The organism is Shimia litoralis (assembly GCF_005518135.1).
In the GTDB taxonomy this organism is placed as follows: domain Bacteria; phylum Pseudomonadota; class Alphaproteobacteria; order Rhodobacterales; family Rhodobacteraceae; genus Shimia_E; species Shimia_E litoralis.
The window spans coordinates 1-12799 of sequence record NZ_SULI01000014.1 but is presented as its reverse complement, the minus strand read 5'-3'; the positions used below and the strand labels follow the sequence as shown (position 1 = coordinate 12799).

Annotated in this window: 14 protein-coding genes; 5 read left to right on the top strand and 9 right to left on the bottom strand. The window is 54.2% G+C overall.

Features of this window, described 5'->3' with window-relative positions:
• Positions 1-5 precede the first annotated feature (5 nt).
• Positions 6-461 carry a tetratricopeptide repeat protein gene (locus FAP39_RS11715; RefSeq protein ID WP_246059115.1) on the bottom strand — a complete coding sequence of 152 codons (456 nt, stop codon included), beginning with the start codon at positions 459-461 and terminating at the stop codon, positions 6-8.
• 181 nt (positions 462-642) lie between these two features.
• Between FAP39_RS11715 and FAP39_RS11710 the strand changes: the two genes are divergently transcribed.
• Positions 643-933, top strand: coding sequence for an SCP2 sterol-binding domain-containing protein (locus FAP39_RS11710; protein ID WP_138016589.1), 291 nt, complete (start codon positions 643-645; stop codon positions 931-933).
• Complete coding sequence (locus FAP39_RS11705; RefSeq protein WP_138016588.1) at positions 934-1905, top strand: alpha/beta fold hydrolase; 972 nt, start codon at positions 934-936, stop codon at positions 1903-1905.
• A 6-nt stretch (positions 1906-1911) separates the two neighbouring features.
• On the opposite strand, the gene FAP39_RS11700 is transcribed toward FAP39_RS11705, so the two are convergent.
• Positions 1912-2748 (bottom strand): fumarylacetoacetate hydrolase family protein, encoded by an 837-nt coding sequence (locus FAP39_RS11700; protein ID WP_138016587.1) that lies wholly within the window; start codon positions 2746-2748, stop codon positions 1912-1914.
• Positions 2749-2874: 126 nt separating this feature from the next.
• Here FAP39_RS11700 and FAP39_RS11695 point away from each other — a divergent pair, with 126 nt between their 5' ends.
• A complete protein-coding gene (locus tag FAP39_RS11695; RefSeq protein ID WP_138016586.1) occupies positions 2875-4695 on the top strand; it encodes a M3 family oligoendopeptidase in 1821 nt (606 codons plus the stop codon).
• A gap of 76 nt (positions 4696-4771) precedes the next feature.
• Here FAP39_RS11695 and FAP39_RS11690 read toward each other — a convergent pair whose 3' ends face one another.
• From FAP39_RS11690 to FAP39_RS11675, 4 genes are all read right to left on the bottom strand, one after another.
• Positions 4772-5245: a tRNA (cytidine(34)-2'-O)-methyltransferase gene (locus tag FAP39_RS11690; RefSeq protein ID WP_138016585.1), complete on the bottom strand. Its 474-nt coding sequence runs from the start codon at positions 5243-5245 to the stop codon at positions 4772-4774.
• 184 nt (positions 5246-5429) lie between these two features.
• Positions 5430-5699 carry a DksA/TraR family C4-type zinc finger protein gene (locus FAP39_RS11685; protein ID WP_138016584.1) on the bottom strand — a complete coding sequence of 90 codons (270 nt, stop codon included), beginning with the start codon at positions 5697-5699 and terminating at the stop codon, positions 5430-5432.
• A 127-nt stretch (positions 5700-5826) separates the two neighbouring features.
• Entirely contained in the window at positions 5827-6723 is an 897-nt protein-coding gene (gene rpoH, locus FAP39_RS11680; RefSeq protein ID WP_138016583.1) for an RNA polymerase sigma factor RpoH, read from the bottom strand.
• Between the two features lie 258 nt (positions 6724-6981).
• Positions 6982-7542 (bottom strand): TetR/AcrR family transcriptional regulator, encoded by a 561-nt coding sequence (locus FAP39_RS11675; protein ID WP_246059113.1) that lies wholly within the window; start codon positions 7540-7542, stop codon positions 6982-6984.
• 74 nt (positions 7543-7616) lie between these two features.
• Between FAP39_RS11675 and FAP39_RS11670 the strand changes: the two genes are divergently transcribed.
• Positions 7617-8663, top strand: a complete 1047-nt coding sequence (locus FAP39_RS11670) for an alcohol dehydrogenase family protein (protein ID WP_138016581.1) — start codon at positions 7617-7619, stop codon at positions 8661-8663.
• A 183-nt stretch (positions 8664-8846) separates the two neighbouring features.
• On the opposite strand, the gene FAP39_RS11665 is transcribed toward FAP39_RS11670, so the two are convergent.
• Complete coding sequence (locus tag FAP39_RS11665; RefSeq protein WP_138016580.1) at positions 8847-9887, bottom strand: RluA family pseudouridine synthase; 1041 nt, start codon at positions 9885-9887, stop codon at positions 8847-8849.
• Between FAP39_RS11665 and FAP39_RS11660 the strand changes: the two genes are divergently transcribed.
• Positions 9886-10179 (top strand): DUF6476 family protein, encoded by a 294-nt coding sequence (locus FAP39_RS11660; RefSeq protein WP_138016579.1) that lies wholly within the window; start codon positions 9886-9888, stop codon positions 10177-10179. The two genes, FAP39_RS11665 and FAP39_RS11660, sit on opposite strands and share 2 nt — an antisense overlap.
• A gap of 554 nt (positions 10180-10733) precedes the next feature.
• Here the strand turns inward: FAP39_RS11660 and FAP39_RS11655 are convergent.
• A complete protein-coding gene (locus FAP39_RS11655; RefSeq protein WP_281280257.1) occupies positions 10734-12212 on the bottom strand; it encodes a sulfatase-like hydrolase/transferase in 1479 nt (492 codons plus the stop codon).
• 262 nt (positions 12213-12474) lie between these two features.
• Positions 12475-12657 carry a hypothetical protein gene (locus FAP39_RS11650; RefSeq protein WP_138016578.1) on the bottom strand — a complete coding sequence of 61 codons (183 nt, stop codon included), beginning with the start codon at positions 12655-12657 and terminating at the stop codon, positions 12475-12477.
• Between the last annotated feature and the right edge of the window lie 142 nt (positions 12658-12799).

Below are 12799 nucleotides of genomic sequence, written 5' to 3'. Positions count from 1 at the left end.
TCTCCTTAGAGCGCTTGGCCTTTGACCAATGGCTCGAGTCGTTGCAGACCCTCTGTTACGTCTGCGTGGTGCGGATGTATAGCCTTGACCTGCTGGTAGGCCTCATAAGCCTCTTGCGGACGATCGATCACTTCAAAAATCAGGGCCAGACCAATGATCGCCTCAAAATGGGTGGGGTTCAGCGCCAGCGCCTGTTCAAGATCATGCACGGCAGGGCCATACATATCAGCCTGGAAATAAGCTGCCGCGCGCGCAACCCAGCCCTCGGCAAACATCGGCGCATGATCGACCAAAGCCGTCAAGTGATCCAAAGCGGCCTCTGTATCACCGCGTCTTAACGCGTCTCGTCCACGCTTGAGTAAGAAATCAGCCGACGCAGACCCAGATTGATCCCATTCAAGTTGAATTTCTTTTGCAATCCGCTGTGCATCCACGGGATCAGCGTCTCTGAGCTGGGCCATCAACACCGACACATCGGAATTTTGTGCACTTACAGCAATTGGACACAAAAATACGGTTGCAGCAAAAGCTGCCGCGACGGTATGTTTGAGAAAAGAATTTAAGACAGCCATAACTCTATTGATATTAGTCTGCGCGACACAATTTACCAGAGGCGCGCTTCAATCGAAGGATCAAAAAATCATGAGCGATATCGTAACTGCTGCTGTAGCTGCTTTGACTGAAAAACTGACCGGTGCTGCGTTCGACGGCTCTGCCAAATTTATGATCGAAGGCGAAGGTGGCATTGTCATCGACGCAGACGGCGTGCGCGCGTCTGATGAAGAGACCGACGTGACACTTACTGCAGACGCCGAGACCTTCCAATCTATCCTTGAAGGCGACACAAACCCCACAGCGGCCTTTATGACTGGCAAACTCAGCGTCGACGGCGACATGGGTATGGCTATGAAACTAGGTTCAGTGCTTGCCTGAATGATGATGCACCCTGCTCCATTCTATCACGACGTGGCCGAAGGGCCAGAGTCGGCAGAGGCCCATTGGCTTGAGACACTGGACGGGGTGCGCATTCGTATTGCGCATTGGCGTGCGCCCTCCGAAAAAGGCACTATCCTGCTTTTTCCAGGGCGCACCGAATTTGTCGAAAAATATGGGCGTGCGGCCGAGTCATTCGGCCAACACGGCTATAGCGTTCTGGCAATTGACTGGCGAGGTCAGGGGCTTGCCGATCGATTTTTGACCGATCCAAGCACAGGGCATGTCGGCACATTCGACGACTACCAAAAAGATGTGGCCGCCGCCTTGCGGGCCGCTCAAGAGCTTGATCTTCCGAAACCCTATTTCCTTATTGGTCATTCAATGGGGGGGTGTATTGGCTTGCGTGCTGTGATGTCGGGGCTGCCTGTAAATGCCGCGGTCTTTAGCGCACCGATGTGGGGCATTCTGATGTCGTCTGTGCTGCGCCCTGCGGCGTGGGCGTTGGGATGGGTCAGCAAACGTGCCGGCCTTGGGCATCAATATGCGCCGGGCACCAAACAAAAAACCTATGTGCTCGCGGAACCTTTTGAAGGTAACACACTGACCAAAGATCCCGAGATGTTTCGCTATATGCAGGATCAAGTGCGCAGCTATCCTGATTTGGCACTGGGCGGCCCGAGCATGCATTGGCTGCACGAGGCCCTTGGCGAGATGAAAGAACTGGCACGACAACCAGCGCCAAACGTGCCTTGTGTCACCTTTTTGGGCGACCAAGAGCGCATTGTTGATCCGACATCTATTCACGACAGGATGGCAAGCTGGCCCAACGGCTCATTGCGCCTTCTGGAACATGCCGAACACGAGGTCATGATGGAAGTCCCCGAGACCCGAGACCAAGTGTTCGCAGAATGTGCGGCATTTTTTGACTCGCATCGTGAGACGGCGGATCAAAAGAGCAAAACTGCTTAGGCCAGATTACGCATCGCTGTCTTGTAAAACTGTCTGTGATTGACGGCCCAACCCCTGAACCGACAAGTCAAGCCTGTCACCTGCCCTGAGATAGCGCGGCGGCGTCATCCCCATGCCGACGCCGGGCGGTGTTCCGGTGGCAATGACATCCCCCGGTTGCAGGCTCATCATCTGTGACAGATACGAAATGATCTGCGCCACAGAAAACACCATTGCGCGTGTGTTTCCGGTTTGCATCCGCGTACCGTTCAGGTCCAGAGACAAGTCAAGGTTTTGCGGGTCGCTGATTTCATCCGGTGTCACAAGCCAAGGCCCCAATGGCCCAAAGCTGTCACAACTTTTTCCTTTGGTCCAATTGCCACCCCTCTCAATCTGAAATTCGCGCTCGGACACATCGTGGGCAATGCAATACCCCGCAACATGATCCAAAGCATCGGCCTCGCTGACGTATTTGGCGGGTTTGCCGATCACGACGCCCAACTCGACCTCCCAATCTCCTTTGACTGATCCCCGTGGTAAGACCACCGGATCATTCGGACCGACAATGGCGCTTGTGGCTTTCATAAACACAATGGGTTCAGTGGGAATGGCCATGCCCGCTTCCTCGGCATGATCAGAGTAATTCAGGCCAATACAGACAAATTTTCCGACGTGCGCGACGGGCACCCCAATGCGTGGTGTCCCCTCAACCAGAGGCAAACCTGCAGGGTCCACATCCGGTAAATTCTGAAGCACATCAGGCGTGAAATCATCAATAATGGATGACAAATCCCGAATTGCACCCATTGCATCCATCACGCCGGGTTTCTCGGATCCTATCTCGCCATACCTCAAAAAACGCATAAAACTTCCCTCTCATTGCCCGTTGCACCCTACTGCTTTGACCCTTGAGCACAAGCAGCCCTTGAACACCCCCGCAAGCTGCGCCTATCTGTCATGCAACAAATGAATTCAACAAAGGTGCCTCTTATGCGCGACTTTCCTTTTCCTGTTCTTGATGCCAACGCCAGCCATGGCTCTGACGACCTTGGCAACCTGCCAGAATGGGACCTGAGCGATCTCTATACATCGCCCACCGCCCCCGAGCTTGAGCGCGACCTGGAGTGGCTCGAGAAAGAGTGCGCCGCGTTTGCAGCCGATTACGAAGGCAAGCTGGCAACTCTTGATGCAGACGGATTGTTGACCTGTGTGCTGCGCAACGAAAAAATCAGCGCAATTTCGGGCCGGATCATGTCATATGCAGGATTGCGGTATTATCAGCTGACCACCGATGCTGAACGCGCGCAATTCATGTCCAACTGTCAGGAAAAGCTGACAGATTTCACAACCCCCTTGGTGTTCTTCACGTTGGAATTGAACCGGCTGGAAGATGATGCGTTGGATGGGGCGTTTGACCAGAATGCGGATTTGGCGCGGTACAAGCCAGTGTTTGATCGCATTCGTGCGATGAAACCTTATCAGCTGTCTGACGAGCTGGAAAAGTTCCTGCATGATCTTGGGGTTGTTGGCGACGCATGGGAACGCCTGTTTGATGAAACCATCGCCGGTCTGACCTTTGACATGGAAGGTCAAGAGCTCAACATCGAAGCCACGTTGAACTATCTCACGGATCAAGACCGCGCCAAACGCGAGTTGGCCGCGCGTGAATTGGCCCGTGTGTTTGCCGAAAATGTGAAAACCTTTGCCCGCGTGCACAATACATCCGCCAAGGAAAAAGAGGTCATCGACCGCTGGCGTGGCATGCCGACCGCCCAAACTGGGCGCCACCTGTCCAACGATGTAGAGCCCGAAGTGGTCGAGGCGCTGCGCAATGCCGTGGTTGCGGCCTATCCCAAACTGTCGCATCGCTATTACGAGCTCAAGCGCAAGTGGCTGGGGCTGGACGTGATGCAGGTCTGGGATCGCAATGCCCCGCTGCCGATGGAAGACACCCAAATCGTCGATTGGGACCAAGCCCAAGACACGGTGATGGAGGCCTATGCCGCCTTTGATCCACGCATGGCCGAGATCGCGCAACCCTTCTTTGACAAAGGTTGGATTGATGCAGGCGTCAAGCCTGGCAAGGCCCCCGGTGCGTTTGCCCACCCGACGGTCACCGACGTGCACCCCTATGTGATGCTGAACTATTTGGGCAAACCGCGCGACGTGATGACCTTGGCCCACGAACTGGGTCACGGTGTGCATCAAGTGCTGGCCGCAGAGCAAGGCGAGATGCTGTCATCGACCCCCCTGACGTTGGCGGAAACCGCATCGGTGTTTGGCGAAATGCTGACCTTCCGCAAGATGCTGGAAAAGGCCGAAACCCAAGAACAGCGCAAAATCTTGCTGGCAGGCAAAGTCGAAGACATGATCAACACGGTTGTGCGCCAAATCGCGTTTTATGACTTTGAATGCAAACTGCATGCGGCGCGGCGCGAAGGCGAATTGACACCTGATGACATCAACGCCCTGTGGATGTCGGTCCAAGCCGAAAGCCTTGGGGAAGCGTTTGAATATATGGACGGCTACGAGACCTTCTGGGCCTATATCCCGCACTTTGTGCACTCGCCATTCTATGTCTATGCCTATGCGTTTGGCGACGGCTTGGTGAACGCGCTCTATGCGGTCTATGCCGAAGGCGACGAGGGCTTTGAAGAAAAGTACTTTGATATGCTCAAGGCGGGCGGGTCCAAACACCACAAAGAGCTTTTGGCGCCCTTTGGTCTGGATGCCTCTGACCCCAAATTTTGGGACAAAGGTCTGTCGATGATTTCCAACATGATCGACGAACTAGAAGCGATGGAAGACTAAATCACGCCAGCGGGCGGGCCTTTTGGGCCCGCCTATTCACCCGCTATACACAGCCCCAAAACGATAATCGCGGAGTTCAACCGCCAAGCTGAGGCCGCATAGCCTGATAGATCACCGCCGTGGCGACATTCGCGAGGTTCAATGACCGGACAAGGGGATTGAGCATAGGCAGGCCAAATATGCGATCTTCGTTGCCATCCAATATTGAATCTGGCAGCCCTTTGGATTCACACCCGAAAACCAAAAATGCATCCTGTTTATACTCGGGATCATACACAGTCTGCGCGCCATGTTCCTCAAAGAAATACAGGCTCTCGCGCGATGGTTTTCTGGCATCTAGGAAGCTCTGCCAGCTGTCATATTCGGTCAGATGGACATGCTTCCAGTAATCTGTTCCGGCCCGTCGCACCGATTTTTCATCCAGCGAGAAACCATAAGGTTTTATCAGGATCAGCTCTAGATTTAGCGCCACGCACGTCCGCCCGATCGCACCGGTGTTAAACGGAATTTCAGGTGTCACCAACACCACCTTCATACTTGGATCAGACATAGGACTTTCGGGCTTTCTAAGTCTCAGGCGCAGGATCCGCCCGATGTTGGCATCCTGTTAACCTACCTAAAGGGGCCTTAGCAACGCCAACTTTGCCGCCGCAAAACACGCCATCTGTCTACTGCCAAATTGTGCAGGCACATCAACCTTGTCGCCCAACGGCCTCAAGATTGGTCTGCGCCGCTCACTTCAACTGGCTGTCCTTTGATCCACGCCGGTTGATACCTGCGCGGGCTTTAAAGGCCGCATCGCGTTCTTGCACGCAATCGATACACAGTTTCACACCCGGCAAGGCGACGCGCCGAGCCTCGGGAATTTCTTCTTCGCATTCTGCACAATACCGCAGGCTGGCCCCGATGGGGGCCTTGCGCGCCTTCATCCTTGCCAGTTCATCACTGATCGAGGCTTCGATCTGTTCGCTTACTGCGCCGTCTTTAGCCCATCCGCCTGCCATCCGGGGTCTCCTTGCTGGACCAAGCCTAGCACCCTTGCGCCAAACCGCAACGCATGAACACCGCTGGGGATAGTCCACAAAAAAACCCGCCCCGAACATCAGAGGCGGGCCTGTTCTGGTCCGAAACTTAGTCTGCGCTCAGCATACCTTTGGCAGATGCCAGTTCACGCATCCGTTTCTGCAGCTTTTCAAACGCGCGCACCTCGATCTGGCGGATGCGCTCGCGGCTGACATCATATTGACCGCTCAACTCTTCAAGGGTCACTGCCTTTTCAGACAGGCGCCGCTGGGTCAGAATGTCTTTTTCTCGGTCATTCAACGCATCCATGGCTGTCGCCAACAGCTCTCGACGTGCCTCAAGCTCGTCGCGCGCTTCATAGTCACCAGCTTGGTCCGCGTCGGTATCCTCGAGCCAATCCTGCCACTCCATGGTGCCTTCGCCCTCGGACCCGACCTGAGCATTCAACGATGCATCTCCACCACTCATCCGGCGGTTCATAGAGATCACCTCGGCCTCGGTCACACCAAGGTCTGTGGCAATTCGTTTGACGTTTTCCGGACGCAGATCGCCCTCTTCCAACGCGCCTATTTTGGCTTTGGCCTTGCGCAGATTGAAGAACAGCTTCTTTTGGCCGGAAGTCGTGCCCAGCTTGACCATAGACCACGATCGCAGGACATATTCCTGAATGCTCGCGCGGATCCACCACATGGCATAGGTCGCCAAGCGGAAGCCCTTTTCAGGATCAAAGCGTTTGACCGCCTGCATCAAGCCCACGTTCGCTTCCGAGATCACCTCGGCTTGGGGCAAGCCATAACCACGGTACCCCATGGCAATCTTCGCGGCCAAGCGCAGGTGCGATGTGACCATTCGGTGCGCCGCGGCGGTGTCTTCTTTTTCGACCCACGCTTTGGCCAGCATGTATTCTTCTTCCGGCTCCAAGAGCGGAAATTTACGGATTTCTTGCATATAGCGGTTTAAGCCGCCTTCGGGTGTCGGTGCCGGTAGATTTGCATAGTTGCTCATTTTGTCCCCCTCCAATGTAACAGGGCTTAACATCCAGATAGGTGAGCGCTAACGGGTTTTCAAGAACCTCTGCCTCAAAATCTTTAAACAAATATGAACACGCGCCGCCGTGAATAGCCACATAGTTTGCCGCCAATTGCCAGCCCTTTGGCTATTTCTGGCCGATGGATTGCGTTTTTGCAGGGCCAGCACTGCCCAAGTGCATGAAATAGGTATTTTGACCAGCACGCAGAGCACGGTCGGAAACAGCCCTATGTGTCAGATGCTTCGATTGGTCTGATGGCGATCTTGTCTCGGCTCGGGTTCTGCCGATGCGGCCTCGGCCAAATGTGCAAGCCGCTTGGCACTGGTTAATGCATCCTCCTTGGACAAGGGCCAAGCTTGAGTCAGGCCCTCAATGATTACCAAAAGGTCACTGGTACTCACATCGGTCCCCGCCTTTGTTGCGGCCAGCTGTGAAACTTCTGCCTTGTGCCGTTCCAACAACCCACGAAGGCAAGAGTCGTTCGGGGCCGAGACCACGGCTGCATGAAACAAACACCCGTGGCTTGCTTCGGTCCGCATCCAGTCGGCAACACGGTCGAGGGTGTCGTTCACGCCCTGCATCCCGGCATCAAGAGGGTCGCCAAACACATGCGACAAATACCGTTGGTGCCGATATTCCAGCGCCAGTCGCACCATGTCATCACGCGACGGAGCGTATTTATAAAGAGTACGCAGGCTAACACCTGCAGCGTCGCGCAACTCTTCAACGCTGGGTTCGGTAAAGCCCCGCGCCGCAAAGGCCGTCTCCAAACCACCTGCGATCTTGATCATCATATTGTTCATACTTGACGAAGTAGAGGGTTTATTCTACCCATGCAAGTAGAGGAAACATTCTACTGGATACTCACATGACCCTTCCCGACTTGATGAGCGGCATTGTTTTGACCGGCCATGGCGGACCCGAGACGCTTGAAATGCGCCATGACCTGCCTGTTCCCTCACCTGGCCCGCGTGATGTCATTATCCGCGTGACTGCCGCTGGGGTGAATAACACGGACATCAATACGCGCACGGCTTGGTATTCCAAGGGCGACGCCCAAGATGCGGATGCCTCATGGTCTGGCAAACCGTTGGAATTTCCCCGCGTTCAAGGGGCAGATGTATGCGGCGAGATCGTTTCTGTTGGAACTGAGGTCGCCCCCCATCGTATCGGCGAGAGGGTTTTGATCGAGCCCTGCATCCGTGTTGCTGATGGTATGACCCAAAACCCGCCTTGGTATTTTGGCTCAGAGTGCGATGGAGGTTTTGCCCAATTTACACGTGTCGACACGCGCCATGCATTCACAGTCAAAAGCGAGTTAACAGATATCGAACTGGCGTCATTCCCATGTTCCTATTCAACGGCTGAAAACATGCTGACGCGTGCCAACTTGAAACCCCGAGAAACCGTTTTGGTGACAGGCGCGTCGGGTGGCGTAGGTTCGGCTGCTGTCCAGTTGGCACGCGCCCGAGGCGCAAAGGTGATCGCGATCACCAGTTCTGCCAAGATGGACACGTTACTAGACCTCGGTGCGGACCGGACATTGCCACGCGATGCTGATCTTGTCTCCGAATTAGGTCGAGGCAGCATCGACGTGGTGGTGGACTTGGTCGCAGGATCCAACTGGCCGTCCCTACTTGATGTATTGCGCCCTGGTGGCCGATATGCCGTCGCAGGTGCCATCGGTGGCCCAATGGTGGAACTGGATGTGCGCACGCTTTATCTAAAAGATCTCAGCTTCTTCGGCTGCACCATTTTGGAACCAGAAGTCTTTGGCAACCTAATTGAGCGCATAGAGCAATCCGAGATCAAACCGTTGGTCGCGGAGGTATTTGCGCTCAAAGACTTACATGCGGCGCAAATCGCCTTTGGCGACAAGGCGCACACAGGCAAGATCGTCCTCAAGGTTGACTGACAAACGCTGGGAATTAGGCGCAAACGATAAACTGCGGAGTGTCCGAAATGGAAACACTTACCAACCGTTTTTAATCGTCCGTTGCCAGCGCTTTAGCACGCTCGGCAGCGCGCCAACGGCGGACAAAGATCAATCAACTGGGGCATTCAAATTTCGCAGATTTCCTATGTAACCCACAAGCTGTTATTGTTGGGCTGGACCTTTGCGCAAAATGGCAATCAAGTCGGCCATATCCGCAGGAATCGGGGCCTCAAAGCGCATATTGTCGCCCGAAACCGGATGCACAAACCCCAAAACAGCCGCGTGCAGAGCCTGACGCGGGAATGTCTTGGTCGCCGCAACACCCGCAGGTCCAATGGCCTTTTCCGACAGCTTGCGCCGCCCGCCATATACGGGATCACCGACAAGCCCGTGGCCCGCATGTGCCATATGCACCCGAATTTGATGGGTGCGCCCCGTCTCTAGCCAGCATTCAATCAGAGAGACGACCTCGGGTGTTCCAAAGGTTTCGACAATTCTGGATCGTGTGACGGCGTGACGCCCCCCGTGAAACAATACGGCCTGTTTCTGGCGGTCGGTCTTGTGACGCGCCAACTGGGTTGTGATCCGCATGATGTTGCCGCTCTCAAAACTCACGCCTTTGACCCCACGCAACCGCGGATCATTCGCATCAGGCAACCCATAGACCACAGCCTGATAGTACCGCTCGACAGTGTGTTTTTCGAACTGGGCTGCCAATCCGTGATGCGCCCTGTCAGATTTGGCCACGACCAAAAGACCGCTGGTTTCCTTGTCAATGCGATGCACAATGCCCGGACGCTGCACGCCACCAACCCCAGACAGCGTATCACCACAATGATGCAGCAGGGCATTGACCAAGGTCCCATTGGGCGTGCCGGGCGCGGGATGCACAACCATACCGACGGGTTTGTTGATCACGATCAGATCGTCATCCTCAAACACCACGTCCAGTGGGATATCCTCTGGACCAATGTGGCTTTCGTCTGCCACAGGCACGGTGATGACGATGTCATCGCCCTCTTTCACTTTGGCCTTGGGATCGACAATCGTCACCCCATTCACGGTGACACATTCATTTGCAATCAACCGCGCCAAACGTGTCCGTGACAGGGCGGCATCGACTGGTACATCCCGCGAAAGCGCTTTATCAAGGCGCGCAGGTGGGTCAAGGTCGATCTGAAAAGTCACAAGGGATGTTGCCATGGATGAGGCTCCTGAACCGGTCGAACCGGCCAATCTACGGTTTCTACGCCTGCTTGTTACGGGATTAACAGGCATCATGATTGTGGGGCTTGTAGTCGTAGTTGCATTGATTGTCATCCGCTTGAATGGCGATGGGCCGACACTGCCGGATCAGATCACTTTGCCGGACGGCATCGAGGCCACCGCAATGACGATTGGGCAAGGCTGGTGGGCCATCGTGACCAATGACAATCAAATCCTGATTTATGACCAAATGACCGGGGCGCTTAAGCAAACCATTGAAATAGAATAGTAATACAGAGACGCTTGAAACGGGCACACTTTTGCACGAAAGCCGTCAAAATTTTGCCCTACCCATTAACGATAACAATACCAGTAAATGAGTAAGGGGTAGAGCAAAGGCTCTGCCCCATTTTTTATGCTCCGACTCGCGGCAAACCTATGTTGACGAAAATATTCGGATTCCATTGCCGCGTGCGGGTGATTCCGTTGAAAAATCACGTATTGCGCGTGCAAGAGATGCGGGGGGGAGCACCTTTCTGATCAGGCTTTGCGCATTTGCTGCGGAGCAGGAAAACGAAGGGGCAGTTTTCCAAAGCTAAAAGATACGAGCTCAGGCTCGCTGCTAACCTGCAGCAGCACAGAGAAGTTCTATTTCTGATCGTTTGGACATTGGTCGCCGCTTGTCACAGTTTGAAAAAAGCGAAACCACTAGCTGAACCACGGTTCAATCAGCGAGAATGAAGCGACATGGCGAGTTTTTGAAAGCCTTTCTTTGCAATAGGCGTTCTAAACAGTGTATTTCACAGAATGGCCCGCTCCAAAGCGTTGCGGGCCAATCAATCTTTAGTGCCAGCTATCAAAAACTTCACGCGTTTCGAGGCTCTCGGGGCGCAGGTTTTCGATGCCACCATAAGGGATGCCCTTGCCGATCGGCAGATGGGGATACTCGGCAATCATGTTCATGTGTCGCTTCATCATGTCCTGAAACGAAGCACCAGACCAAAGCGCGATACCGATGATTGGGTTCATTTCGCGTGGGTCACGCAAAAGGTTGAACACCGGAGCCGCCGCCCCCGGCAATCCCGGAGCAGGCATGTGCATCTTGATGTCTTGCTTTACGATCGACCGTAGCAGCGGCCCTTCGTAGACATAGACATAGTCCCGACGCGAATTGCCTTCGCCTTCGATCAACAAAGCAGTTTGATCGACGCCATCAATCACCCGGTCACGTGGAATGTGATCGGTCGCATTGGCAATCCGTGCGAATGTGGTGAAAAGATCGCTGACGTGAATGATATCACCTGCTGCGCTGCCAGCAGGGATGACACCGGGCCAGCGGACAAAGGCGTCCGTGCGCACACCACCCTCAAGGTGTTGTGTTTTACCGCCACGATAGATCAACTCCATCATACCCGAGTTGGGAGAATAGTAATTGAAGATACCATTGTCCGACATCAGGACAACAATTGTGTTGTCGGCTTTACCAGTTGCATCAACAGCGGCAAAGAACTCGCCCAGCCACTCGTCCAGAAGCTCCATTTTTTCGGCCATATAGCCACCGTTACGGGATTTCTGCTGTTCCTGATCGTAGACAAAGTTCAACGGATAAAGGGGCCAGTATTGCATGAAGAATGGCGTATCTTCTGCGGCAAGACGGTCCAGTTGCTCAATGGCTTGGCGTTGGTAGCGCACATTCATTTCGTGGTACTTGGCTTGCGTCCAGACTTCGCCGGCCTCCATATGGACTTCACGCGCCTGCTCGCCGACTTCGGCTTCAAGACCGGTCACAAGGCCGTAAGGGCGGAAGCGCTGATCGATGGCAAAAGGATTGGTTTCGCCCGAAGGATCAAACCCCACCATGTTGTTGGCCTGCATCGCATCGCGCGTCATAAGTGACAACTGCACCTGCTGGTGCACTGGGAAAGCTGCCCAGTCAAAGCCCTGATTATGTGGAAAAGACTGTTCGATATCGCCTTGGTGCCATTTGCCGACGTGGGCAGTGTTATAGCCCACTTCTTTCAAGATTTCAGCAATCGTCACTTCTTCCGCAGCAAGACCTTCCCCCACCAAGGCCACCTTGACTTCTTCCTGTCCAGCACGCACCGGATGACGGCCGGTCAGCATGGCGGTACGGGTCGGCGTACAGGATGGCTCTGTGTACATCCGCATCAGGCTCATGCCCTGATCCGCAAAGTCATTGATGTTGGGGGTATTTATGCCCGTAACATAGTTCATCGCGCGATTACCAAGAATGCCAAAGCTGACATCATCAATCAGAACATAAACGAAGTTTGGCGGTTTGCCGTCATTTGCGTCCCGGATTTCGGCCAGCTTGGCGTCGATGTCATTGTCCTGAGCCGCCCAAGCCTCTCCGTGCTGCGCTTCAAGGTATAGGTATTCCCCGTCGCGAACAATCCCGTCGCCTTATGCTAAGACTGATGTGCCCAGCAGGAGAGACGCAGCAATCACCATTGATCGTTTCATACGCAATTCCTTTGTGTTGAACTTCTTCCAACACTCTACATACCTCATTTCGAAAAGAGATGCTTCGCTTCCCGCAAAAGCCTCTTCATGACACCATGGTTTACACTTTGGTGAAAACCCGGACGCTTTCAAAAGCCGCAAAGCTGCCGTTAGCACCAGCCGCAATGTAACGGGCAGTTTCAACGGGAATCGGACATTCAGATTGCATTGAAACCGCGACTTTTTCCGCATCGCCGCACGACAGCTTTGAACCCTCTCTACCATTTTTCAGAATCACCGCCAAAGTCCGGTTTCTGTTCGGTCCACGCTTCCTCCATGGTGAAAAACGGAACAAATTGCTCATCGCGTGTGAACAAACAGTGAAGTGGTCCTGCTTTTTAGGACAGGTTTGCGGCTTGGCTAAGATGCATCTGGTTTATGTTCAT

Bases quoted from the DNA above. Each gene is read 5' to 3' on its own strand.
- FAP39_RS11685 (WP_138016584.1), bottom strand. From the start codon at position 5,699: ATGGCAGGCGGATGGGCTAAAGACGGCGCAGTAAGCGAACAGATCGAA.
- FAP39_RS11665 (WP_138016580.1), bottom strand. From the start codon at position 9,887: ATGGCAACATCCCTTGTGACTTTTCAGATCGACCTTGACCCACCTGCG.
- FAP39_RS11690 (WP_138016585.1), bottom strand. From the start codon at position 5,245: ATGTCTGATCCAAGTATGAAGGTGGTGTTGGTGACACCTGAAATTCCG.
- FAP39_RS11715 (WP_246059115.1), bottom strand. From the start codon at position 461: ATGGCCCAGCTCAGAGACGCTGATCCCGTGGATGCACAGCGGATTGCA.
- rpoH (WP_138016583.1), bottom strand. From the start codon at position 6,723: ATGAGCAACTATGCAAATCTACCGGCACCGACACCCGAAGGCGGCTTA.
- FAP39_RS11670 (WP_138016581.1), top strand. From the start codon at position 7,617: ATGACCCTTCCCGACTTGATGAGCGGCATTGTTTTGACCGGCCATGGC.
- FAP39_RS11700 (WP_138016587.1), bottom strand. From the start codon at position 2,748: ATGCGTTTTTTGAGGTATGGCGAGATAGGATCCGAGAAACCCGGCGTG.
- FAP39_RS11710 (WP_138016589.1), top strand. From the start codon at position 643: ATGAGCGATATCGTAACTGCTGCTGTAGCTGCTTTGACTGAAAAACTG.
- FAP39_RS11660 (WP_138016579.1), top strand. From the start codon at position 9,886: ATGGATGAGGCTCCTGAACCGGTCGAACCGGCCAATCTACGGTTTCTA.
- FAP39_RS11675 (WP_246059113.1), bottom strand. From the start codon at position 7,542: ATGATGATCAAGATCGCAGGTGGTTTGGAGACGGCCTTTGCGGCGCGG.
- FAP39_RS11695 (WP_138016586.1), top strand. From the start codon at position 2,875: ATGCGCGACTTTCCTTTTCCTGTTCTTGATGCCAACGCCAGCCATGGC.
- FAP39_RS11705 (WP_138016588.1), top strand. From the start codon at position 934: ATGATGATGCACCCTGCTCCATTCTATCACGACGTGGCCGAAGGGCCA.